Origin of the sequence: Staphylococcus sp. HMSC068C09 (assembly GCF_001813735.1) — a bacterium.
GTDB classification, from domain to species: Bacteria; Bacillota; Bacilli; order Staphylococcales; family Staphylococcaceae; genus Staphylococcus; species Staphylococcus hominis.
The window spans coordinates 103,591-127,587 of sequence record NZ_KV813755.1; the positions used below are offsets into that span (position 1 = coordinate 103,591).

Annotated in this window: 20 protein-coding genes; 15 read left to right on the forward strand and 5 right to left on the reverse strand. The window is 32.5% G+C overall.

What is annotated here, in order from left to right; genetic code table 11:
- Positions 1-14 precede the first annotated feature (14 nt).
- The 6 genes from HMPREF2930_RS04605 (at position 15) to HMPREF2930_RS04630 (ending at position 6,571) form a co-directional block, all read left to right on the forward strand.
- Positions 15-2,576 carry a DUF2309 domain-containing protein gene (locus HMPREF2930_RS04605; RefSeq protein WP_017175186.1) on the forward strand — a complete coding sequence of 854 codons (2,562 nt, stop codon included), beginning with the start codon at positions 15-17 and terminating at the stop codon, positions 2,574-2,576.
- Positions 2,577-2,644: 68 nt separating this feature from the next.
- Positions 2,645-3,007 carry a Na-translocating system protein MpsC family protein gene (locus HMPREF2930_RS04610; protein ID WP_002447992.1) on the forward strand — a complete coding sequence of 121 codons (363 nt, stop codon included), beginning with the start codon at positions 2,645-2,647 and terminating at the stop codon, positions 3,005-3,007.
- Between the two features lie 363 nt (positions 3,008-3,370).
- Positions 3,371-4,042 (forward strand): phosphatase PAP2 family protein, encoded by a 672-nt coding sequence (locus HMPREF2930_RS04615; protein ID WP_017175187.1) that lies wholly within the window; start codon positions 3,371-3,373, stop codon positions 4,040-4,042.
- Between the two features lie 44 nt (positions 4,043-4,086).
- Positions 4,087-4,818, forward strand: coding sequence for an alpha/beta hydrolase (locus tag HMPREF2930_RS04620; RefSeq protein ID WP_017175188.1), 732 nt, complete (start codon positions 4,087-4,089; stop codon positions 4,816-4,818).
- A gap of 12 nt (positions 4,819-4,830) precedes the next feature.
- Positions 4,831-5,079 (forward strand): hypothetical protein, encoded by a 249-nt coding sequence (locus tag HMPREF2930_RS04625; protein WP_017175189.1) that lies wholly within the window; start codon positions 4,831-4,833, stop codon positions 5,077-5,079.
- Between the two features lie 163 nt (positions 5,080-5,242).
- Positions 5,243-6,571, forward strand: a complete 1,329-nt coding sequence (locus HMPREF2930_RS04630; RefSeq protein ID WP_037541620.1) for a sodium-dependent transporter — start codon at positions 5,243-5,245, stop codon at positions 6,569-6,571.
- Between the two features lie 74 nt (positions 6,572-6,645).
- Here the strand turns inward: HMPREF2930_RS04630 and HMPREF2930_RS04635 are convergent, their stop codons facing one another.
- Positions 6,646-7,176: a pentapeptide repeat-containing protein gene (locus tag HMPREF2930_RS04635; RefSeq protein ID WP_017175191.1), complete on the reverse strand. Its 531-nt coding sequence runs from the start codon at positions 7,174-7,176 to the stop codon at positions 6,646-6,648.
- A 255-nt stretch (positions 7,177-7,431) separates the two neighbouring features.
- Between HMPREF2930_RS04635 and HMPREF2930_RS04640 the strand changes: the two genes are divergently transcribed.
- The 6 genes from HMPREF2930_RS04640 to HMPREF2930_RS04665 all read left to right on the forward strand — a co-directional run bounded on the left by HMPREF2930_RS04640 (position 7,432) and on the right by HMPREF2930_RS04665 (position 13,731).
- Entirely contained in the window at positions 7,432-8,328 is an 897-nt protein-coding gene (locus tag HMPREF2930_RS04640; RefSeq protein WP_017175192.1) for a PLP-dependent cysteine synthase family protein, read from the forward strand.
- Between the two features lie 2 nt (positions 8,329-8,330).
- Positions 8,331-9,479, forward strand: a complete 1,149-nt coding sequence (locus HMPREF2930_RS04645; protein WP_017175193.1) for a bifunctional cystathionine gamma-lyase/homocysteine desulfhydrase — start codon at positions 8,331-8,333, stop codon at positions 9,477-9,479.
- Positions 9,480-9,698: 219 nt separating this feature from the next.
- The gene (locus HMPREF2930_RS04650) at positions 9,699-10,721 is read left to right on the forward strand and encodes a methionine ABC transporter ATP-binding protein (RefSeq protein WP_002447973.1); all 1,023 of its coding nucleotides are present in this window, start codon (positions 9,699-9,701) and stop codon (positions 10,719-10,721) included.
- Positions 10,722-11,381 carry a methionine ABC transporter permease gene (locus HMPREF2930_RS04655; RefSeq protein ID WP_017175194.1) on the forward strand — a complete coding sequence of 220 codons (660 nt, stop codon included), beginning with the start codon at positions 10,722-10,724 and terminating at the stop codon, positions 11,379-11,381. It begins immediately after the preceding gene.
- A gap of 41 nt (positions 11,382-11,422) precedes the next feature.
- The gene (gene gmpC, locus HMPREF2930_RS04660) at positions 11,423-12,265 is read left to right on the forward strand and encodes a dipeptide ABC transporter glycylmethionine-binding lipoprotein (protein ID WP_002448016.1); all 843 of its coding nucleotides are present in this window, start codon (positions 11,423-11,425) and stop codon (positions 12,263-12,265) included.
- Positions 12,266-12,741: 476 nt separating this feature from the next.
- Positions 12,742-13,731, forward strand: coding sequence for a LysM peptidoglycan-binding domain-containing protein (locus tag HMPREF2930_RS04665; RefSeq protein WP_017175195.1), 990 nt, complete (start codon positions 12,742-12,744; stop codon positions 13,729-13,731).
- A gap of 229 nt (positions 13,732-13,960) precedes the next feature.
- On the opposite strand, the gene HMPREF2930_RS04670 is transcribed toward HMPREF2930_RS04665, so the two are convergent.
- Positions 13,961-14,230, reverse strand: a complete 270-nt coding sequence (locus HMPREF2930_RS04670; protein ID WP_029376773.1) for a hypothetical protein — start codon at positions 14,228-14,230, stop codon at positions 13,961-13,963.
- Between the two features lie 150 nt (positions 14,231-14,380).
- On the opposite strand from HMPREF2930_RS04670, the gene HMPREF2930_RS04675 reads away from it, so the two are divergent.
- Entirely contained in the window at positions 14,381-14,764 is a 384-nt protein-coding gene (locus HMPREF2930_RS04675; protein ID WP_017175197.1) for an NUDIX hydrolase, read from the forward strand.
- 66 nt (positions 14,765-14,830) lie between these two features.
- On the opposite strand, the gene HMPREF2930_RS04680 is transcribed toward HMPREF2930_RS04675, so the two are convergent.
- The 3 genes from HMPREF2930_RS04680 to gltC form a co-directional block, all read right to left on the reverse strand.
- On the reverse strand, positions 14,831-15,637 hold the full coding sequence (locus HMPREF2930_RS04680; protein ID WP_017175198.1) for a YibE/F family protein: 807 nt from the start codon (positions 15,635-15,637) through the stop codon (positions 14,831-14,833).
- Positions 15,634-16,755 (reverse strand): YibE/F family protein, encoded by a 1,122-nt coding sequence (locus tag HMPREF2930_RS04685; protein WP_017175199.1) that lies wholly within the window; start codon positions 16,753-16,755, stop codon positions 15,634-15,636. Before HMPREF2930_RS04685 ends, HMPREF2930_RS04680 begins: the two co-directional genes overlap by 4 nt.
- A gap of 116 nt (positions 16,756-16,871) precedes the next feature.
- The gene (gltC, locus tag HMPREF2930_RS04690) at positions 16,872-17,768 is read right to left on the reverse strand and encodes a glutamate biosynthesis transcriptional regulator GltC (RefSeq protein WP_017175200.1); all 897 of its coding nucleotides are present in this window, start codon (positions 17,766-17,768) and stop codon (positions 16,872-16,874) included.
- A 150-nt stretch (positions 17,769-17,918) separates the two neighbouring features.
- Between gltC and gltB the strand changes: the two genes are divergently transcribed.
- Both gltB and HMPREF2930_RS04700 read left to right on the forward strand, forming a co-directional pair.
- Positions 17,919-22,427: a glutamate synthase large subunit gene (gene gltB / locus HMPREF2930_RS04695; RefSeq protein WP_017175201.1), complete on the forward strand. Its 4,509-nt coding sequence runs from the start codon at positions 17,919-17,921 to the stop codon at positions 22,425-22,427.
- 18 nt (positions 22,428-22,445) lie between these two features.
- Entirely contained in the window at positions 22,446-23,909 is a 1,464-nt protein-coding gene (locus tag HMPREF2930_RS04700; protein WP_017175202.1) for a glutamate synthase subunit beta, read from the forward strand.
- The last annotated feature ends 88 nt before the right edge of the window (positions 23,910-23,997 follow it).

Here is a 23,997-nt window from a genome sequence, read left to right on the forward strand (position 1 = left end):
AGGTGAACATTTACATGACTATTAATATAGAAGACGTTGTTCAATCTGCACGTCGTGTGATTACGCCACTTTCACCAATTTCAATCTTTGCAGCACGTAATCCATGGGAAGAACTTGAGTATCAAACCTTTGATCAAGTTGCACAATGGTTTAAACATGTGCGTGATATTGATTTATATCCAAGCCATGCTTCTGTAATGACGGCGCTTGAAAATGGTGAGATTGATAAACATATCGTTGAAGAAGAAGTACAACAAGCTATTCAATCTTATAAGACGGATATTCCTAAGACTCATGTGGATACGTACTGCAAAAATGCTATGAATATTAAAGATATTCCGAGAGATTTAATTACTAAAGAAGCCTATCTGAAATTAGAAGTCTCAAAACTCAAAAAAGTATTCGAAAATGAGTCATTTGCTTATGCACGTTCAAAAAGTGCAAATGCATTTAATGCTAAAGGCGAATCTTTAATGGATGAGTTAAATACTCATATTATTAAATGGTCAAAATTATATTTAGATACTTTCCAATCAAGTTGGACAATGCCTAAACGCGAAGAAGGGTTCTATGTAGCCTGGTTACATTTAGCGAAATATGATCCAATGTTGACTAAAACTCAACGTAAAATGATTAAGATGTTGCCACACAACTATGAAGACGCATTAATCATGGCACTTAATCATCTAGATATTGCTGAAGATGAATATGAATTTTATTTAACTGGACATCTTTTATCGTTACCAGGTTGGGCAGGTATGATGTATTATCGTGCTGAAAAACATGAACATGAAAAAGACTTATTAACTCAATATCTTGCAATACGCCTTACAATGGAATGTATTCTATTAGATACTGAAAAAATGAGCCGTCCGGCAGTCTTAAATGTTGAAAAAAGAATAAAAGAACTTGTGAGTAAATGGTTATATTATGGTGAAATGACGATTGATGAATGGGCTGAGATGTCTATTGAGGGTCAAATTGAACACTTGAAGTTTGCTCATGATTTTAATCCATTATACTTCAAGAAATTATGGTTAGAAGCTTGGGAAGAAACTCACGAACGCAAACTTGTTGAGATGATTTACGATAAATCGGTCAAGCGTGACAAACAACCTACAAAAGTACAACTTGCATTTTGTATCGATGTACGTTCTGAACCATTTCGTCGTCATTTAGAAAATCAAGGGCCATTTGAAACTATAGGAATTGCAGGTTTCTTTGGTTTACCTATACGAAAAAAAGCATTAGATGAACAGTTTAGTCATGATTCTTTACCAGTGATGGTACCTCCTGCATATACTATTAAAGAATATGCAGAGCGACATGCATTAAATACGTATAATCAACAGCAACATTCCATTACATCCATGTTTTATACTTTTAAATTAATGAAAAATAATGTGCTACCTAGTTTATTATTGCCAGAATTAAGTGGGCCATTTTTAAGTTTAAATACACTTGCAAGTACATTAATGCCAAAGAAAACAGGCGTATTTATTCGTAAATTGACTAAAAATTGGTTAAAAAAACCGAATGCTAAGCTAACGATTGATAGAGATCATCATGTACATAGTGATTTGCCTGTTGGATTTACTGAAGAAGAACAAATTGCTTTTACGAAACAAGCGTTACAATTAATGGATTTAACTACAAATTTTGCGCCATTAGTAGTACTTGGAGGGCATGGAAGCGAAACAAACAATAATCCCTACCATGCATCATTAGAATGTGGTGCTTGTGGAGGAGCTTCAAGTGGATTTAATGCGAAATTACTTGCCATGATGTGCAATTTACCTTTAGTACGTCAAGGGTTAGCCGCTGAAGGCATTCATATTCCGGATGAGACAGTATTTGTTGCTGCAGAACATAAAACATCAATTGATGAATTAGAATGGATTTACGTTCCCTCATTAACATCAGAAGCAAAGAAAGCATTTGATATTTTAGAAGAAGCCATGCCACGTGTAAGTTATCATGCAAATTTAGAACGTCTTGCTCAATTACCTCGTTTAAGCGATAGAGAATTGAAACATCCAATTGCGGAAGCACATCGCTTTGCAAATGATTGGAGCGAAATCCGTCCAGAATGGGGCTTAGCACGTAATGCAGAATTTATTATTGGGCAACGAAGTATTACAGAAGGTAGTAATTTAGAAGGACGTGCATTTTTACATAATTATGATTATGCGAAAGATCCTGATGGTCAATTACTAAATACAATTATTTCTGGTCCAGCACTCGTTGCACAGTGGATTAACCTACAGTATTATGCCTCTACAGTGGCACCACATTTTTATGGTAGCGGTAATAAAACAACACAATCTGTCACTTCTGGTGTTGGCGTTATGCAAGGGAATTCAAGTGATTTATTAGCTGGATTGCCATGGCAGTCTGTGATGGCAGGGGACAATAAAATTTATCATGCTCCAATTCGATTATTAGTCGTGATTCAAGCACCAGATCGTTATATACAACGTTTACTTAATGATAATATTAAGTTTAAACAAAAAGTCGATCATCAATGGGTACGTCTTGCAAGTATTGATGAAAAGGGTAGTTTTAAAGATTGGTAAGCTATTCGATTTTAATTTAAAAAATGATACACTAATGTTAATTAAACATTAGGAGATTTGTTATAGCAATGACGAAATCGAAAGGTATGTATGAAGCAGAAATTAGTAAAGCAATTACGCAATGGGAAAAAGATTTTCTTGGACGTGGTTCGTTGTCAGTAAAGACAGATATTCTACGAGATATGATTATCGTCAACTTACAAGGTATTTTGACGCCTGCGGAGTATCGTGTATGTGAAACTCAAGAGGGATTACTTAACATTAAACGTACACGCTCAGAACTGGTGGAATCTGGACAAGATGATTTAATGCAACTTGTTTTCAAAATCACAGGTACTGAAGTTAAAAGCTTCCATAGTGATTTAAGTACAATTACTGGTGAACGTATTATTGTTTTTAAATTAGATAAGAACCTTGAAAAATCACTTTAAAATAAAATGTTATAAGTACGAGAAGAGATTAGGAAATGTTATATAAAAAATAATTCCTAATCTCTTTTTTTACAAGCGAATTTTTATCATTTATTGTAAAATCTAACTAACATTAAAAGAGAGATAGAGATGCGAACGAATCAATTCAATCAGAACCTCTTACTCATTATCATTTGTCCGACTATTCTGATGCTAGAGGTATAAAAGGGCAATACGATCAATGAGTTAAGTTAAGTAGTCAACATATTGATGAATGAATTGTGTGATACATCTTCAAACTTTAATGAATATGAAGAACGGATATATTATTTGAAAGAGTTTTCATAAAATATTAGTATCAAATGTAGTAAAGGAAAAACAAATATGAAAAATAAATTAGAAGTATCGCCAACTAAAACTATTTCTATGTTTGTTGTTGGATTAATTATTTTTATAATAACGGCAATGAATGTCATTTATCATACCACACTAATGCAAAAATTAGATTTAAACTCATTACATGAGTTGACCAACTATTTTGGTAAACCTAGAAGACACTATGACGGTACAATTTGGCATAAAATGATGACGTTTTGTGCTAATTTTGGAGAAGTAAAATCCATTCTCTACATAACGTTATTTTTAGCACTTATCTTAATTTTTAAAAATTATAAACTTTCATTGTGGTTATTAGTTACGATTTATACAGGAACTTATGTTAATTTTTTAATTAAACAAATAATAGCTCGTCCTCGTCCGTATAACCATCTTTTAGTAGACCATGGATATTCATTTCCAAGTGGTCATTCAAATGCCAGTACATTATTTGCTTTAGCTATACTCTTAGTTGTTATTCCACTTATTAAAAACAAAGCGATACGATATAGTATTGCTATAGTTGTCGTTATATTTTGGATAGGCGTATTAAGTTGTAGGTTATATTTCCACGCTCACTATCTAACTGATGTCATTGGTGGTTTTTCGTTAGGAATGATTTGGGTTGCTTTATTTTCAATGACGTTACCACTCTTTAATATTAAATTAAGAAAGAAGTAAAGCTTAAGTTTCATAACATAAGTATTTTAAAAGGGGAGAATACTATGAAAATCAAATCACCACATCCGATTTATTTAGAAGGTTCAAGAAAAGAAGCGATATTATTACTTCACTCATTTACAGGAACTGTTCGTGATGTAAAACCATTAGCTAAGGCGCTTAATGAAGAAAACTTCACATGCTTTGCACCAAATTATCAGGGACATGGCTTACCTTTAGACCAATTTACTCAATTTACGATTCAGGATTGGTGGAATGATGTATTAGAAGGGTATCAATTTTTAAAAAATAAAGGGTTTGACACTATTTTTGTAACGGGGATCTCACTAGGGGGACTATTTACATTAAAGTTAGCTGAGTTATTTGATGTTTCTAAAATAGCAGTGATGTCTGCACCAAGTGAAAAAGAAGAAAAAAGTATTGCGTGGCGTATGGAACGTTATGGTCAGCGCATGAATCAATTATTGAAATTTGATGAAACTACTTCACAACAACAACTTGGAACAATTCAAGACTATCAACCACATATCGCAGAATTTAAAGCATTTATTGAGATAATTTCTAATGAATTAGAACGTATACATGTTCCCGCTCGTATTTTGTATGGTGGTAATGATGATGCCTTTTATCAAAATAGTGCCCATTATATTTTTAATCATATTGATAGTAATAACAAAGATTTAACATGTCATCCGTTAAGTCGTCATTTAATGACTTATGGAGATGGACATGAAGACGTTATCACTCAAGTTGTAACTTTTTTTAAATCTGAATAAAGGAGTAATAAGATGAAACGTACATTCTTACTTATATATACAACGGTTTCTGGAACTACTTATAAAGAATTTAAAACGTTCCAAGATGGTCCAGACTATGACACATGCATACAGCGTATTATTGATGAATTTGATGAATTGGCCTATTTATTTCTAAAAGATGACTCACAAGTTCATTACATTAATGTTGATCATATCGAAAGTTTGAATATTCAAGAAGTAGATGAAGGTCAATCCATAATATATGATTTTGAAAAATAAATGTAACAGTAAGTTTAAACGATAAGAATAGTTGAGAGATGTCATTTACATCTATTCTTATCTTTTTAATACTCATTTATATGCATATTGCACTATTTAGTCAGACATGTTAGAGTAGAACTTAATCGCACACATGCTTTAACGCGTTAAAGGGAGATAGAAAATGAGTAATCAATCACAATGGAAAACATCAACCGGATTTATTCTAGCAAGTGCTGGTTCTGCTATAGGATTAGGCGCAATGTGGAAGTTTCCATATATGGCTGGCATTTATGGTGGTGGCGCTTTTTTATTTTTATTTTTAATCTTTACTATTTTTGTAGGATTACCGTTACTGATTATGGAATTTACGGTAGGAATAATGGGGCGCACTTATACGACTCGAATTTATAGTAAATTAACAGGAAAAAAATGGTTAAATATTATTGGGTGGAATGGAAATTTAGCTGTTTTTATTTTATTCGGCTTTTATAGTGTTATCGGTGGCTGGATTGTTATATATATTGGGAATGTGTTTTTACAATTATTATCTGTTGAACATACGTCATTAACTCAAATTAAATTTGAAAAAATAATTAGTAACCCGTGGTTAACTGTGTTGGGACAGGGTATTTTTATTCTTTTAACAATGATTATCGTTATGCTAGGTGTAGAAAAAGGTTTAGAGAAAGCTTCTAAAATGATGATGCCCTTATTATTTGTTTTTCTAATTATTGTTGTTGCTAAATCATTGACATTAGACGGAGCATTAGAGGGCGTTCGCTATATATTACAACCGAGAATAGAAGATATTTCAGTTAAGGGTGTCTTATTTGCATTAGGTCAATCGTTCTTTACACTATCCTTAGGCACGACAGGTATGATTACATATGCGAGTTATGCGCCTAAGGAAATGACGATTAAATCTTCCGCCATTTCAATTGTTATTATGAATATTTTAGTTTCTGTATTAGCAGGACTTGCAATATTCCCAGCTTTAAAAACATTTGGTTATGCACCTCAAGAAGGACCAGGACTCTTATTTAAAGTGTTACCGTTAGTATTTAATCAAATGGGCTTTGGTATTGTATTTTATTTAATTTTCTTAATTCTATTTTTATTTGCGGCATTAACGTCTTCTATTTCTTTATTGGAATTAAATGTCTCAAATTTCACTAAAAATGATAATACTAAACGAAAAGCTATATCAGTTATTGCAAGTATATTAGTATTTATTATTAGTATCCCAGCAACACTATCATTTAGCAGTTTAAGTGGAATTAAGTTTGGAGCGGGTACAATTTTTGATAATATGGATTTTATCGTATCGAATATCTTGATGCCATTAGGAGCATTAGGAACGACATTAGTTGTAGGTCAATTATTAGATAAACAAGCATTAAAAGAGAGCTTTGGGAAAGATAAATTTAAACTTTTTGTTCCATGGTATATTTTAATTAAATATATGATGCCCATTATTATTATATTAGTTTTTATTGTTCAATTATTTTAACATTAACAAAAATAAACAGAGTCTAGAATACAAATCGTTGTTCTAGACTCTGTTTAGCATAAAGATAATTTGAATTACATATTTTCAAACGTAACATCTTGTTTATGTAATTCTTTTAATATTTTTTCAGGAATTGAAGAATTATTAATAGTGACATGTTTAAATATACAATCTTTTATTTTTACATTTTCAAAATGACACAAATCCATAGTGACATTTTCAAAAATCACTTTTTTAAACGTGACGTTATCAAATTTTACATTACGTATATTGCTATTTTTAAAAATAGAATGTTCAATCGTTAATGTATTAAAATGATTTTCATCAAATGAGGTAACAGTTAAATTTGATTTACTAATCAGCGTCTTGAAAAAATTTACATTTTCAAAGATACTTTTATCAAAATTACAATTGATCATTTTTGAATTTGAAATAGTGCTTACATTCCTAAAAATACCTTCGCTAAAATCACAATGTTTAAAGTGACTTTTATTTACTTCAATTTCGTCGTACATTGAGTTTCTAAATGTACTATTTTTATAATTTAAATTTTTATAATCATCCTTAGTAAAGACGGATAAAGATAAGTCTGCTTTAGATGTCATCATCGATTCTCCTTTGTACGTTGATTCATCGTAAAATTTAATTCATTTCCAGTAGTTCACTTTTATCATAATATGAGTACTTAAACGCAATAACTAATTACATTTTACATAAAGAATCTAGCTTTTTGCAATAAGATATAAGTTAGCGTATAATTCGTAGCGGTTGAGTAAGAATTAAAATTAAATATTGGAAATGAATATGATTATAGAAAGTAGGTATGTTCAGACATTACATGAGTGTATTGAACGAAAGATATGATTACTTATGATTTAATAGGACAAACGCCACTAGTATTATTAGAAAGTTTTAGCGATGAACATGTACAAATTTATGCGAAGTTAGAACAATTTAATCCTGGTGGAAGTATTAAAGATCGACTAGGGAAATATCTTGTAGAAACTGCGCTAAAAGAAAAACGTATTGTAAAAGGAGATACCATCGTTGAAGCTACAGCTGGTAATACAGGAATTGGATTAGCAATGGCCGCTAATCGTTATCATTTAAAGTGTGTGATTTTTGCCCCAGAAGGATTTTCAGAAGAAAAAATTTCAATTATGCGAGTATTGGGTGCTGAAATCAAACGAACACCTAAAAATAAGGGAATGATTGGTGCACAAAAAGAAGCGCGTCATTATGCTGACAAATACGATGCAGTATATATGAACCAGTTTGAAACTGAACATAATCCAGAAGCCTATACGCATACACTTGGAAAAGAAATTACAGAGGCATTACCACACATTGATTATTTTGTAGCTGGTGCTGGATCTGGAGGAACGTTTACCGGTGTAGCTAAACATTTACAACAATTTAATGTTAAAAATATTATTGTTGAACCTGAAGGCTCAGTCTTGAATGGTGGCAAAGCACATGCTCATGATATTGAAGGTATTGGCTCTGAAAAATGGCCGGTATTTTTAGAAAAATCTATCGTTGATGATATTATTACAGTTAGTGATAATCAAGGATTTGAAAATGTAAAACGATTAGCTAAACAAGAAGGACTACTTGTTGGTAGCTCATCTGGTGCAGCATTACAAGGTGCTTTAGATATTAAACGTCGTATTGATAAAGGTATTATTGTAACAATTTTTCCAGATGGCAGTGATCGTTATATGTCAAAAAAAATATTTGAATACAAAGGAGAATAATAATGAAGAAAAAAACACAAATGATTCATGGTGGACATACGACGGATGATTTTACTGGAGCAGTAACGACACCAATTTATCAAACAAGTACTTATTTGCAAGATGATATTGGTGATTTAAGACAGGGTTATGAATATTCACGTACTGCAAACCCAACACGTGCTTCTATTGAAAGCGTCATTGCGAATTTAGAAAATGGTAAACATGGATTTGCATTTGGTTCAGGTATGGCTGCGATTAGCGCTGTTATAATGTTATTAGATAAAGGTGATCATTTAATTTTAAATTCTGATGTGTATGGTGGAACTTATCGTGCTTTAACAAAAGTCTTTACACGATTTGGTATTGATGTTGATTTCGTTGATACTACAAATATTGAAAACGTAAAAGATTATATTAAACCAGAAACAAAAATGTTATATATCGAAACGCCGTCTAATCCTTTATTACGTGTGACAGATATTCGACGTGCAGCAGAAATTGCGAAAGAAAATCAACTCATTTCTGTAGTCGATAACACATTTATGACACCGTACTATCAAAATCCGTTAGATTTTGGAATCGATATTGTATTACATTCAGCAACAAAATATATTGGTGGACACAGTGATGTTGTTGCAGGTTTAGTCGCTACATCTAATGATGAATTAGGTGAACGCTTAGCATTTATTTCTAACTCTACAGGTGGTGTATTAGGACCACAAGATAGTTATTTATTAATTCGAGGAATTAAAACACTGGGGTTACGTATGGAACAAATCAATCGTAACGTAGAAGGTATTGTGAAAATGTTACAAGAACATCCATCAGTACAACAAGTGTTCCATCCTAGTATTGAAAGTCATCTTAATCATGATATTCATATCGCTCAAGCAAGTGGTCATACTGGCGTTGTTGCATTTGAAGTCAAAGATACAGAAGCAGCTAAACAATTAATTCGTGAAACACACTATTTCACCCTTGCTGAAAGCTTAGGTGCGGTGGAAAGCTTAATTTCTGTACCTGCTTTGATGACACATGCATCTATTCCAGCAGATGTGCGTGCTAAAGAAGGAATTACAGATGGTTTAGTTCGATTATCAATCGGTATTGAAGACACTGAAGATTTAGTACAAGATTTAAAACAAGCCATAGATACGCTAAATAAATAGAATATAGTGAAAGTATTAATGCAAGAGTGCAATAGAAATTGAAACGATATTTATTGTACTCTTGTATTTTTATTATGATATTTGGAACTAAAAGAGTAATTCAATACTAAAAATATCTGAAATTTTCAATTTTTTAAAAAACTATATTGACGCATCCTTAACTTTTGCCTATACTTCATATCATACGAATTTAATCAGAATTAGATAAGGGTGAACATAGTGATTGAATTTCAGGGTGTAAATAAAGTATTTCGAAAGAAACGAGAAACCATCCACGCTTTAAAAGATGTTTCTTTTAAAATTGATGCGCGTGATGTGTTTGGTGTGATTGGTTATAGTGGTGCTGGTAAAAGTACACTAGTACGTTTAGTTAACCAATTAGAACAAGCTACAGAGGGCCATGTTATTGTAGATGGACATGATATTAATACATATAGTGAAAAAGAACTTCGCAACGTAAAAAAAGATATAGGAATGATTTTCCAACATTTTAATCTTTTAAATTCTAAAACCGTTTTTAAAAATGTAGCAATGCCATTGATACTGAGTCACAAAAGTAATTCTGAGATTAAAGAGAAAGTTGAAGAAATGCTAGAGTTTGTGGGACTTGCAGATAAGAAAAATCAATTTCCAGATGAGCTTTCCGGAGGACAAAAACAACGTGTTGCAATTGCAAGAGCACTTGTAACAAATCCTAAAATATTATTGTGCGATGAAGCGACAAGTGCATTAGACCCTGCGACAACAAGTTCTATTCTTCAATTACTTAAAAATGTGAATGAAACATTTGGGGTTACGATTATGATGATTACTCACGAAATGAGCGTGATTCAAAAAATCTGTAATCGTGTAGCTGTAATGGAACACGGGGAAGTTGTAGAAATTGGTACAGTAAAAGATGTGTTTAGTCATCCGAAAACGAAAACAGCACAAAATTTTGTATCAACAGTTATTAGTACAGAGCCTTCTAAAGCATTACGTGCCTCATTTGAAAGAGCAGATAATCATTATACAGATTACAGACTTTTCTTAGATAAAAAGCAAATTGATTATCCATTAATGAACGAGTTAATAAACCAATATGGTTTTAATGTAAATATTCTATTCTCGTCTATGTCAGATATTCAAGATGAAACGATTTGTTATTTATGGTTACGCTTTGAACACGATGCACAATTTAGTCGTGACACGGTAGAATCATATTTTAATGAGCGACATATTCATTATGAGGAGGTGCGTTAAATGTTTGGTTCAAGCATAGAGTCATCTCAATTAATGCAAGCATTGTATGAAACACTTTATATGGTAACAGTATCATTAATTATTGGTGCATTGATTGGTATCCCATTAGGTATTTTACTTGTAGTCACTCGAAAACATGGAATCTGGCCTAATGTCGTTATTCACCAAATTCTTAATCCAATTATTAATATTTTAAGATCTATTCCATTCATCATTTTATTAATCGCAATTGTACCTTTTACTAAATTAGTTGCAGGTACGTCAATCGGTACGACAGCTGCAATTGTTCCACTTACAGTATATGTAGCACCATATATTGCGCGTTTAGTAGAAAATTCACTTTTAGAAGTAGATGATGGCATTATTGAAGCAGCAAAAGCTATGGGAGCATCACCACTTCAAATTATTCGTCATTTTTTATTGCCTGAAGCATTAGGTTCACTTGTACTAGCTATTACTACAGCGATTATTGGTTTAATTGGTAGTACAGCTATGGCCGGTGCTGTAGGTGGCGGTGGTATTGGAGATTTAGCGCTTGTTTATGGTTACCAACGCTTTGATACATTGGTCATTATTATTACAGTTGTCGTTCTAGTTATTATCGTACAAATTATTCAGTCATTAGGTAACTTTATTTCTAGAATAATTCGCAGAAATTAGTTATTTAAATAAATTATTTTAATATTGGGAGGCAGTTTTTAATGAAGAGAATAATCGGTTTATTATTAGCATCTATTATTGTCCTTGCGGCATGTTCAGGCGGAGGAAATAGTAAGAAAGTAACAGTTGGCGTAGCATCAAATGATACTGCTGCTTGGGAAAAAGTAAAAGAATTAGCAAAAAAAGATGATATTGATTTAGAAATTAAGCACTTTTCAGATTATAACGTACCTAATAAAGCATTAAGTGATGGAGATATCGATATGAATGCATTCCAACACTTTGCTTTCTTAAATGAATATAAAAAAGCACATAAAGATGCAAAAATTGAAGCAATTAGTACAACCGTATTAGCACCTTTAGGCATCTATTCTAAAAAAGTAAAAGATATTAAAGATGTTAAAGATGGCGCGCAAGTGATGATTCCAAATGATGTTTCTAACCAAGCGCGTGCTTTAAAATTATTAGAATCAGCAGGACTTATTAAATTAAAAGATAACTTTGGTTTAAGTGGTACAACAAAAGATATTAAAGATAACCCTAAACATTTAAAAATTAAAGAAGTAGATGCTCAACAAACTGCACGTGCATTAGATGATGTTGATATTTCAGTTATCAACAATGGTGTAGCAACGAAAGCAGGCTTAGATGCTAAGAAAGATCCAATTTATTTAGAAAGTTCTACTTCAGATGCAGTTAAACCATACATTAATTTAATTGCCGTTAACTCAAAAGATAAAGATAATAAAACATACAAAAAAATTGTAGATCTATATCATAGTAAAGAAGCACAAGAAGCATTGAAAAAAGACACTAAAGATGGCGAAAAAGCAGTCGATTTATCTCAAAAAGAAATTAAAGACATTGAAGATAGCTTAAAATAGTAAGTTAAAAATTGTAGAATATCAATCGTTGTTTAGTCGTTTAGCATGTATCGTAGGTTAATGAATTAAAAATACACATATATCAAGCTTTTTTCGACTCTTGGAGTGGGACAGCTAATTCAAACATGAATTCTGTCTCGCTCTTTTTTTATATCATTTTCAATAGTATCATAAATTTTTGATTAAATATAATCACATTAAAAAAATCCTTATTTGCGTTATGCAATAATTAGACTAAAGAAATTGATTTTTATAAAGTTTTAAATTTATAAGTATCGTACTAAAATTTCATCATTATGTAATCAAATTGAAATGGAATATTATGATGAAATATATTAATTTATATAAGTAGACTACTTGAGTAGAAAAAATTAAAGTTAAAGCACTAGAATTAACGTAATAAAACTAAGCGTTAATACAACAATTGTCATGAGGACATGTCAAAGATAAGCATAAAATTAAGGAGGCGCTTATTTATGAATAAAAAAGTTCTTGCAACAGCAATTATTGGAACTGGGGCATTTAGTACAATATTTGCACATCAAGCAGAAGCAGCAACAACTCACACCGTAAAAAGTGGAGAATCATTATGGTCTATTTCAAATCGCTATGGTATAACAATAGCTAAATTAAAATCATTAAATGGTTTGACATCAAATCTTATTTTTCCAAATCAAGTATTAACTGTTTCAGGCTCTAGTTCATCCCATTCTTATAGTAATAACTCAAGCAGTACATATACAGTAAAAAGTGGAGATAGTTTATCATCAATTGCTAGTCGCTATGGTACAACGTACCGCCATATTATGGAATTAAATGGACTTCATAGCTTTTTAATTTTTCCAGGTCAAACATTAAAAGTTTCAGGGACAGCACGTTCGAGTAGCCACACACAAAGTAGCTCAAATTCATCTAGTTCTTCAAGCTACTATACTGTGCGTTACGGTGATTCATTATCGGGCATCGCTTGGAAATATAATACGACATATCAAAATATTATGCGTTTAAATGGGTTAAATAATTTCTTTATTTACCCAGGTCAAACATTACGCGTAAGCGGCACAGCATCATCAAGTAGTAATACAAATAGTACAAGTTCATCATCAAATTATTATTATCATACACCGATTTTTAATCATAGAAATTTATATGATTGGGGTCAATGTACATGGCATGTCTTTAATCGTCGTGCTCAAATCGGTAAAGGTATTAGTACATATTGGTGGAATGCAAATAACTGGGATAATGCAGCTGAAAGAGATGGCTATAGAATTGATTATCATCCTACTGTAGGATCAATTGCTCAATCAGATGCTGGCTACTATGGTCATGTTGCATTTGTAGAACGCGTCAATAGTAATGGAAGTATTTTAGTATCTGAAATGAACTTTAGTGCAGGTCCAGGAATTTTAACATATCGTACAATTCCAGCCTATCAAGTTAGACAATATAAATTTATTCATTAGTAAAAAAATGAAGGAAATGGGACAGAATTCATTTTGAATCCGTCGTCCTACCTTGGCAACGTATCCCTAATTTGCGTTGGACATAGACTTTCTTATTGAAAGTCTTTATGTTGGGAATCCGGGACTAGAATTGAAAAAAGCTTGATACAAGCGTATTTTTACTTCAGTCATCGACTGCCAATATATTAAAAATGCCTAAGACAATTCATTATGTCTTAGGCTCGTTTTTTTATTCGAAATGATAATCTTCTTTCACTTTTCTAAAGCTTGAAGCTAAGCGTGTCACATTAACAATAAATGAGATAAATGATGTGAATTTACGTGGTGATCTCATAGAAACTATAAAATCGAACACAGTACCCGCTGTGCTAAGTGCTAGTGATAGATAAACTAAATTTTTATTTTTTGCACTATATTTAAGTCCATTATATCCATCCACAATAAATCCTGCTGTACTTACTAAACTAGATAAGCGTGAAAGTTTTGATTGTTTTGCCATCATACAAGACCTCCATAAAAATAAAAAACAAATCTGAATGTTATACCACTCATTAAGAATTTGTCCCAATGTTTGTTTTAATGTATGTTAATATCATACTAAATTAAATTATTTTTTTGAAGTGAGAATATTTTAATAAGGATGAATAGAATGATTAAATGTGTATGTTTAGTGGAAGAAACAGAGGACCAAATTTTACTGGTACAAGTGCGTCACAGAGAAAAATATTATTTTCCTGGTGGGAAAATTGATGAAGGTGAAACGCTCTTAGAAGCTATTCAAAGAGAAATTGAAGAAGAACTACAACTTCATTTTTCTCAAGATGATTTTACATATATTGGAAAAGTGATTGGTGAAGCCTATCCTCAACCAAATACTTTGACCGAATTAAATGGATTTAAGGTTAATCGAAGTATTAATTGGAATGAAGTTCAAATTGATAATGAAGTTACTGATATTCGTTGGTTCAATAAATTTGATACACAATATATCGCACCAGCTGTAATTAAGTGGATTGAAACATTTTCAACATAAGTATTGAATAAATAAAACAGTGACATTTGATGCTTTCAATCATTAAATGCCACTGTTTGGTCTTTACTATTTTATATCTTCGTTTAAGGATGAAGTAGTAATGTGGTGATCTGTTTGTTTAAGTTGATGATATTTAATCAACCGAGCACTAACCCAAGCCGTGATAGGAATACTTAACGCGACTGCAATGCCACCTAATAAGATTGAGATAAACTCTTGAGCAAAAATTTTAGAATTTAAAATATGCCCAAATGAATAATGAAGTTGAAAAAACCAAAAGAATAATGTTAATTGTCCACCAAAATAAGCTAAATAAATTGTATTAGCGGAAGTAGCAAGAATTTCTCTGCCCACACGCATACCAGATTGAAATAATTCTTTACGAGAAAGATTAGGATTGGTTTCATTCAACTCATACATTGGTGAACTTATTGTAATCGTTAAATCTATTACAGCAGCGATGACAGCCAACATAATAGTAAAAACAGAGAATTGTAGCATATTTATATCAATATTCATTGAAAATATATAGGTTTCATCTTGTTGTTCTGTAGCAAAACCTTGTAGATGACCAAATTTTACAGATAAATAGACGCCTATGATAAGAAGCACTGTTGTTACTATCGTTCCGATAAATGCGGCTTGTGTTTTGATATTGTAACTATTTAAAATAAAAAGGTTACAAGCAGCAGTCACAAGACAAAAAGTAAAGGCTATTAGGTAGATTGGCATGCCAAACAGAATGAAAACAATACTAATAATAAGAATAATAAAATTTAAAAATAAAGTGAGATAGGAAATGAGTCCTTTTTTACCGCCAAGCAAAACCATTAAAATAAAAAGTAATAGTGCGAGTAAAAAAATTGTAGTCATCGACTTACTCCTTTCCACTTAAATATAGTGACCATAAGTCCTATGGTTATAGGAATGGTCAATACAATACCGATACCACCAGTCAGTGCACGTGTCATTTCTAGAGACCAGTTCATAGATATTGTGTAAGTAAATGTATTCGCATTTTTTAAGTAAATTAATACCATAGCTAGACTACCTGATAAATATGAAAATAATAAGATATTGGTCATGGTACCCATAATATCTTGGCCAATATGACGTCCAGCTAAAACCCAACGAGCCATTGAAATGTGAGGCGTACGCTGGAGAATTTCGTACATTCCACTAGAAATTGTAATGGCTACATCCATCACCGCTCCTAATGTTCCTATAAGAACAGAAGACATAAAGACATCTTTTGGAGGTAGCGTTAAAAAACTCATTGTTTCATATTTGATGCCATTACCACCTGTAAACTGAATTAATAATTCAGTAATCCCTACACATAAAAACGTTCCAGATAAAGTAGCAACTATCGTAACCCAAGTTCGTTTTTGCCACCCAGTTACTAATACTAATGTAAGAATAGTTGATAAAATAATGGCTATACTCATTAATAAAAATAAATTTGTACCTGAAAAAGTATTATGAATGCCTATGGAAACAATAATAAACGCAGTGTTAAATAGTAGAGATAGAATTGATTGTAACCCTACATTTTTGCCTACAATTAAAAGTGTCACGATAAATATGCCTACAATCGCCACAGTAAGGCCATCGCGTTTTTTTTCTAGAATGGTAGCGTCAGATGGACCTTTTTGTATATGTAATAATACTTTTTCGTTTTTAGCAAATTGCTCTGAATCTGCTTGAGATTTTACAAAATGATTATTAACAGTTGTGATCTCGTTTTTATACTTACCGTTTAGAATGCGTATAGTTAATCGTTGATTATATTTTGTGTCAGTATTATGATGCTCGTCTGTGACTTTTTGACCATGACTTGTTTCGATATTTGTGATTTTACCAATAGGTATTTGATAAAATGAAGCATTAAAAAATGTAAAAATAAATAATCCAATCATTATGAAAGTAACAATAATAATTAGACGATGAGTGTTTTTAATTTTAGAAACATGAAGTGTCTTTATATTCATTAAACCTAAACCTCTTTTTAATTATATAATTTACCCCTTTATTGCAATAAAGTAAATATATGCGTGTTCAAAATGATATTCAATCACATGTTATGTGTTAGTGTTCGTTACAAGACCTAGTGATATGTTGAAACTTTATTTAGCAATGTTTGAATGAGATGAAATAGATTAAAGATATCTACTTTTTTATTGTCTTTTTTAAATACCACACAAAATGAACGTTTTAATTCTGTATGTGATAAAGAGATATCCTCTAATTGTTCAGATGAATGATCCAACGATATATAATCAGGTAAGAGTAGATGGCCACGACGTTGTTTTAATAGATACTGACCAAGAGACTTTGTACCTAGTGTATATATAGGTACTTTAATTACAGATTCTAATCGTTTTTTAATAGAATCAGGAAAATCGTGAAGTGTATATAAAGGATTTTTTTCAAATTGTTTAAGTTGTGTTAAGGGCGGATTAAATGATAAGGCAATAGCATCGTCTTTAGGTACGTATAAATGATATGTTTCTTCATATAAAGACGTAATTGAAAGAGTTGAGTTTGCTTGTAGTTCAGGTGTATTCTCAACAATAGCTATATCAATTTTTCCTGAATTTAAATAGTCTACTATCTGAGTATGATTCATTAAACTAGGTATAATGTGACTATCATATTCTCTTTCAAACGTTTGAATAATAGGTGTAATCATATGAGAAGCATAACTTTCTTCAAAACCTAAATTGATATGATGAGCGTTTTTAAGTTGTTCTTGTTGAAAAAGTGCAACTGTTTCATCAAGTTGTTCTAGTATGTGAGTTGCTTGTGTTAGTAACGCTTTACCGTGCGAAGTAAGATATATATTGCGACCTTGTCTATCAAATAATGGGACTTGTAATTCTTTTTCAAGTAAATTGATTTGGCGACTAATTGCAGATTGAGCAATATTAAGTTCCAATGCAGCCTCAGAAATATGTTCACGGCGAGCCACTTCAACAAAGTATCGTAATTGTTTAATTTCCATATTTTACCTCCTTAATCTAAGTATATCGTAAATATTCTAATTATTAGAATGATATCATCTATTTAATATATTGTTCAGATAAATATTTTACATTATATTAATTGTTATTAACAGTAAATTTTCTGAAAATTCTCAAAAGGAGTGGGCATCGTGTTTAAAGATAGACTAAAAAGAGGATTATATGATTACCGTGAGGAACATGATGCATGTGGAATCGGTTTTTATGCCAATATGGATAATTTAAGATCTCACGATATTATTGAAAAGTCATTAGAAATGTTGCGTAGATTAGACCATCGAGGCGGTATTGGAGCTGATGGTATTACTGGTGATGGCGCAGGAATTATGACAGAAATTCCCTTCGAATTTTTTAAAAAACATACTCATTTCGACTTACCTAATGAAGGTGAATATGCGGTAGGTCTTTTTTTCTCTAATCAAAAAGTTTCAGGTACACAGCATGAAACTGTATTTAACCAATACTTTAACGATGAAGGATTGAAAGTAATTGGTTATAGAGATGTACCTGTAGATACACAAGCATTAGCAGAACATGTTGCTTCTACAATGCCTTATGTACAACAAGTGTTTGTAGATTTAAACCAACATGAAACGCCTGTTAAACAGCTTTATTTAGCACGTAAACAAATTGAACAATATGCAGAACGCGAACATTTAGATTTATATTTTACAAGTTTATCTCATAAAACGATTGTCTATAAAGGTTGGTTACGTTCAGATCAAATCAAGACGTTATACCTAGACTTAAACAATGAGGATTATCAATCAAAATTAGGACTTGTTCATTCTAGATTTAGTACGAATACATTCCCTAGTTGGAAACGTGCACATCCTAACCGACTTCTTATGCATAACGGAGAAATTAATACGATTAAAGGTAATGTTAACTGGATGCGTGCTCGTCAACGTCAACTTATTAATACTTTATTTGGTAATGAAAGTGAAAAAATTCAAAATATTGTTGATGAAGACGGAAGCGACTCAGCTATTGTAGATAACGCGTTGGAGTTTTTAAGTTTAGCAATGGAGCCTGAAGAAGCGGCGATGTTACTTATACCAGAGCCATGGTTATATAATAAATCCAATGATGAACATGTACGTGCATTTTATGAATTTTATAGCTATTTAATGGAACCTTGGGATGGCCCAACAATGATTTCATTCTGTAATGGCGATAAAATTGGCGCATTAACGGATCGAAATGGATTACGACCAGGACGCTATACAATCACTAAAGATAATTTTATTGTTTTCTCATCTGAAGTGGGTGTGATTGATGTTCCAGAAGAAAACGTTGCTTTTAAAGGACAATTGAATCCTGGGAAATTATTGCTCGTTGATTTTAACTCTAATAAAGTCATCGAAAATAACGAACTTAAAACTCATATTGCACATAAATATCCTTATAAAGATTGGATTGATCAATACAAGATTGATTTAGAATTAGACGAAGTTCAATATCAACGTCAATTATTAGATGAAGCAACACTGTTTAAAGTACAAAAGCAGTTTGGCTACACTAAGGAAGATATTCATAAATATATGACAGATCTTTTGATAGGAAAAAAAGATCCTATTGGTGCCATGGGGTATGATGCGCCGCTCGCAGTACTAAATGAACGACCAGAATCATTATTTAACTATTTTAAACAACTGTTTGCTCAAGTAACGAATCCACCTATCGATGCTTATCGTGAAAAGATTGTAACAAGTGAGTTATCTTATCTAGGTAGTGAAGGAAATTTACTTCATCCAGAACCGAATGTCTTAAATCGTATACAGCTTACTAAACCAGTTCTTACATTAAATCAATTAGATAAAATTGAACAAAGTAAGTTTAACGTGAAACATTTATCGACCCTGTATCAAGATATTTCACTCGAAGAAGCTTTAAATCATATAGGAGAAGAAGCGATTCAAGCTACAAAAGAAGGTTACACAATTTTAGTGTTAGATGATAGCGCACTTATCAATACAACTCAATCGTTGCATTATGCTATGCCGATGTTATTAGCTGTAAGTCATATTCATCAATTACTTATTAAAGAAGATTTACGTATGAGTACAAGTATTGTTGCTTTATCAGGTGAAACACGTGAAGTGCATCATGTTGCTTGTTTACTTGGATATGGTGCTAATGCAGTCATTCCCTACTTAGCACAACAAACGATTGCTCATTTAACTGATAGTCATCATCTTGAAGGTTCGATTTCTGAAAATGTTGAAACATATACAAATGTTTTATCAGAAGGCGTTATTAAAGTTATGGCTAAAATGGGTATTTCTACCGTTCAAAGTTATCAAGGCGCACAAATATTTGAAGCAGTAGGCTTATCTCAAAATGTGATTGACACTTACTTTACAGGAACACAATCTAAATTATCAGGATTAAGTATTGAACAAATTGATGAAGAAAATAGAAAACGTCAAAGTAATGAAGAAGAATATCTAGCTTCTGGTAGTAACTTCCAATGGCGTCAACAAGGACAACATCATGTATTTAATCCAACCACGATTCATTTATTACAACATGCCTGTCGTGAAAATGATTACGAGCAATTTAAAACATTTACTAATGCTGTGCATGAAAATAGACACGACCATTTACGTGATTTACTAGAATTTAAATCTCAATCATCAATTCCTATTGAGCAAGTAGAATCTGTAGAATCGATTGTAAAACGTTTTAACACAGGTGCTATGAGCTATGGTTCTATTTCTGAGGAAGCACATCAAACTTTAGCAAAAGCGATGAATAAATTAGGAGGAAAAAGCAATAGCGGTGAAGGAGGAGAAAATCCTAAACGATATGTCATTCAAGAAGATGGCAGTTATTTATCAAGTGCGATTAAACAAGTTGCATCAGGACGATTTGGTGTAACTAGTGAGTATTTACAACACGCTAAAGAATTACAAATTAAAGTGGCTCAGGGTGCAAAACCTGGTGAAGGTGGACAACTTCCTGGCACTAAAGTATATCCATGGATTGCTGAAACACGTGGATCTACACCAGGTATTGGGCTTATTTCTCCACCACCACACCATGATATTTATTCAATTGAAGATTTAGCGCAATTGATTCACGATTTGAAAAATGCAAATAAAGATGCTGATATTGCTGTTAAACTTGTATCTAAAACAGGTATAGGAACGATCGCTTCAGGGGTAGCTAAAGCATTTGCAGATAAAATTGTAGTCAGTGGTTATGACGGTGGTACGGGTGCATCTCCTAAAACAAGTATTCAACATGCCGGATTACCATGGGAGCTTGGTTTAGCAGAAACACATCAAACATTAAAGTTAAATGATTTACGTAGCCGTGTACGTTTAGAAACAGACGGTAAGTTATTAACAGGTAGAGATGTAGCATTAGCGTGTGCATTAGGAGCAGAAGAATTTGGTTTTGCAACTGCACCTCTTGTTGTTCTCGGATGTATTATGATGAGAGTGTGTCATAATGATACTTGTCCAGTAGGAATAGCAACGCAAAATAAAGATTTACGTGCGCTTTATAGAGGTAAAGCGGATCATGTTGTCAATTTTATGCATTTCGTCGCTGAAGAATTAAGAGAAGTTCTCGCGGAACTTGGCTTGAAAACAGTCGAAGAACTAGTAGGACGTACTGACTTATTACAACGTTCTCGTCATATTAATCCTAAATCTAAAGCTGCATCACTTGATATTGAGAAATTACTTCATGCAGTTGATGGACCGAACACAAAAGAAATAGCTCAAAATCATCATTTAGATATTGGGTTCGATTTAAATTATTTATATAAAGAGGCAAAACAAAGTATTGAAAATGGTGAAACATTCAAAGGACAATATACAATTAATAATACTCAACGAAATGTTGGTGTAATTACGGGTAGTTATATTACGAAGCAATATGGTAGTAAAGGTTTACCTGAAGAAACGATTATTGCAGAAACGATGGGCCATGCTGGGCAAAGTTTAGGTGCATTTGCTCCTAAAGGACTATTAATACATCATACTGGAGATGCTAATGACTATGTAGGAAAAGGGTTATCTGGTGGAACAGTTGTTGTGAAAGCACCAAAGCATGCTCGTGAAAATGAAATTATTGCAGGTAATGTATGCTTCTATGGAGCCTCTAGTGGTAAAGCCTATATTAATGGTAGTGCTGGAGAACGTTTCTGTATTCGTAATAGTGGTGTTGATGTAGTTGTTGAAGGAATTGGAGATCATGGTTTGGAATATATGACAGGTGGACATGTTGTTATACTTGGTGATGTTGGCAAAAACTTTGGCCAAGGTATGAGTGGTGGAGTATGTTATATCTTCCCAAGTGATATCGAAGCATTTAAAAAAGCGAACCAACTTCCAACATTAGCATTTAAACGCGTGCAACATGATGAAGAAAAGCAGTTACTTAAATCAATGTTAGAAGAACATTATCGTTATACAGAAAGTACAAAAGCTAAAGATATCTTAAATCAATTTGAGAATGTCACTGAACATGTCATAAAAGTAATTCCAAAAGATTATGAATTAATGATGCAAAAAATCGAGTTACAACATCGTCATTTATCAGAAGATAACGAAGCAAAATTAGCTGCATTTTATGATCATCGCACATCGATTGAAAAAGACTTGCAACCAGCTGTGATTTATTAAAGAAAGGAAGGAAAAGTTATGGGTGAGTTTAAAGGGTTTATGAAATATGAGAAACAATCATTAGCAGAATTGTCACTCATTGAACGTTTAGAAGGACACGAAGCGTTCCAACAACGATTTTCTAGAGAAGAAGCCTCTATTCAAGGGGCAAGATGTATGGATTGTGGAACGCCATTTTGTCAAACTGGACTTCCTTTCGGACGAGAAACAATTGGTTGTCCAATAGGAAATTATATACCTGAATGGAATGATTTAGTGTATCATCAAGACTTTAAAGAAGCATACGAACGTCTAAGTGAGACGAATAATTTTCCTGAATTTACAGGACGTATTTGTCCTGCACCATGCGAGCAATCATGTGTTATGAAAATTAATCGTGATTCTGTAGCAATTAAAGGTATCGAACGCACGATTATTGATGAAGCTTATGACAATGGATGGGTAAAACCAAAATATCCAAAAGAACACAAAAATCAGAGCGTGGCAATTGTTGGAAGCGGTCCTGCGGGATTAGCAGCTGCGGAAGAATTAAATCATTTAGGCTATCAAGTTACTGTCTTTGAAAGAGCAGCTGAGCCAGGTGGTTTATTAATGTATGGTATTCCAAATATGAAGTTAGACAAAACTGTGGTTCGACGTAGAATTGAAATCATGCGTGAGGCAGGTATTACTTTCAAGACAAATACTAATATCGGTGTAGATATAACACGTGATGAATTAGAAGAACAATTTGATGCGATTATATTATGTACTGGTGCTCAAAAAGCACGTGACTTGCCTTTAGAAGGTAGAATGGGACAAGGTATTCATTTTGCTATGGATTACCTTACCGAGCAAATGCAAGTTCTAAATGGTGAGATTGAAGAAGCTTCAATTACGGCTAAAGATAAAAATGTAATTGTTATAGGAGCAGGGGATACTGGAGCAGACTGCGTAGCGACTGCTTTACGCGAAAATTGTAAATCTATTGTACAGTTTAACAAGTATACAAAAGCACCAGAAGAAATTACATTTGAAAGTAACACGTCTTGGCCTTTAGCATTACCTGTATTTAAAATGGATTATGCTCATAAAGAATATGAAGCACGATTTGGAAGAGAGCCTCGTGCATATGGCGTTCAAACTATGCGATATGATGTAGATGCGATTGGTAATATTCGCGGTGTTTATACCCAAATTTTGGAAGAAACACCTGAGGGTATGGTAGTGGTTGATGGTACAGAAAGACACTGGCCAGCAGATTTAGTATTATTATCAATCGGATTTGAAGGAACTGAAACAACAGTACCACGATCATTTGATATTAAAACTAAACAAAATAAAATCGTAGCAAATGAGCAGGATTATCGTACAAATCAAGAAAAAGTATTTGCTGCAGGAGATGCACGTCGTGGACAAAGTTTAGTCGTGTGGGCAATTAAAGAAGGACGAGCTGTAGCTAAATCAGTAGATCAATATCTCAAACAAAAAGTTTTAGCATAATAATATAAAAATATTGACTTCCAATGAATAATATTATATGATGGTTATTGTGTTCATTGGAGGAATACCCAAGTCCGGCTGAAGGGAT

Bases quoted from the DNA above. Each gene is read 5' to 3' on its own strand.
- HMPREF2930_RS04605 (WP_017175186.1), top strand. From the start codon at position 15: ATGACTATTAATATAGAAGACGTTGTTCAATCTGCACGTCGTGTGATT.
- HMPREF2930_RS04610 (WP_002447992.1), top strand. From the start codon at position 2,645: ATGACGAAATCGAAAGGTATGTATGAAGCAGAAATTAGTAAAGCAATT.
- HMPREF2930_RS04615 (WP_017175187.1), top strand. From the start codon at position 3,371: ATGAAAAATAAATTAGAAGTATCGCCAACTAAAACTATTTCTATGTTT.
- HMPREF2930_RS04620 (WP_017175188.1), top strand. From the start codon at position 4,087: ATGAAAATCAAATCACCACATCCGATTTATTTAGAAGGTTCAAGAAAA.
- HMPREF2930_RS04625 (WP_017175189.1), top strand. From the start codon at position 4,831: ATGAAACGTACATTCTTACTTATATATACAACGGTTTCTGGAACTACT.
- HMPREF2930_RS04630 (WP_037541620.1), top strand. From the start codon at position 5,243: ATGAGTAATCAATCACAATGGAAAACATCAACCGGATTTATTCTAGCA.
- HMPREF2930_RS04635 (WP_017175191.1), bottom strand. From the start codon at position 7,176: ATGACATCTAAAGCAGACTTATCTTTATCCGTCTTTACTAAGGATGAT.
- HMPREF2930_RS04640 (WP_017175192.1), top strand. From the start codon at position 7,432: ATGATTACTTATGATTTAATAGGACAAACGCCACTAGTATTATTAGAA.
- HMPREF2930_RS04645 (WP_017175193.1), top strand. From the start codon at position 8,331: ATGAAGAAAAAAACACAAATGATTCATGGTGGACATACGACGGATGAT.
- HMPREF2930_RS04655 (WP_017175194.1), top strand. From the start codon at position 10,722: ATGTTTGGTTCAAGCATAGAGTCATCTCAATTAATGCAAGCATTGTAT.
- gmpC (WP_002448016.1), top strand. From the start codon at position 11,423: ATGAAGAGAATAATCGGTTTATTATTAGCATCTATTATTGTCCTTGCG.
- HMPREF2930_RS04665 (WP_017175195.1), top strand. From the start codon at position 12,742: ATGAATAAAAAAGTTCTTGCAACAGCAATTATTGGAACTGGGGCATTT.
- HMPREF2930_RS04670 (WP_029376773.1), bottom strand. From the start codon at position 14,230: ATGGCAAAACAATCAAAACTTTCACGCTTATCTAGTTTAGTAAGTACA.
- HMPREF2930_RS04675 (WP_017175197.1), top strand. From the start codon at position 14,381: ATGATTAAATGTGTATGTTTAGTGGAAGAAACAGAGGACCAAATTTTA.
- HMPREF2930_RS04680 (WP_017175198.1), bottom strand. From the start codon at position 15,637: ATGACTACAATTTTTTTACTCGCACTATTACTTTTTATTTTAATGGTT.
- HMPREF2930_RS04685 (WP_017175199.1), bottom strand. From the start codon at position 16,755: ATGAATATAAAGACACTTCATGTTTCTAAAATTAAAAACACTCATCGT.
- gltC (WP_017175200.1), bottom strand. From the start codon at position 17,768: ATGGAAATTAAACAATTACGATACTTTGTTGAAGTGGCTCGCCGTGAA.
- HMPREF2930_RS04700 (WP_017175202.1), top strand. From the start codon at position 22,446: ATGGGTGAGTTTAAAGGGTTTATGAAATATGAGAAACAATCATTAGCA.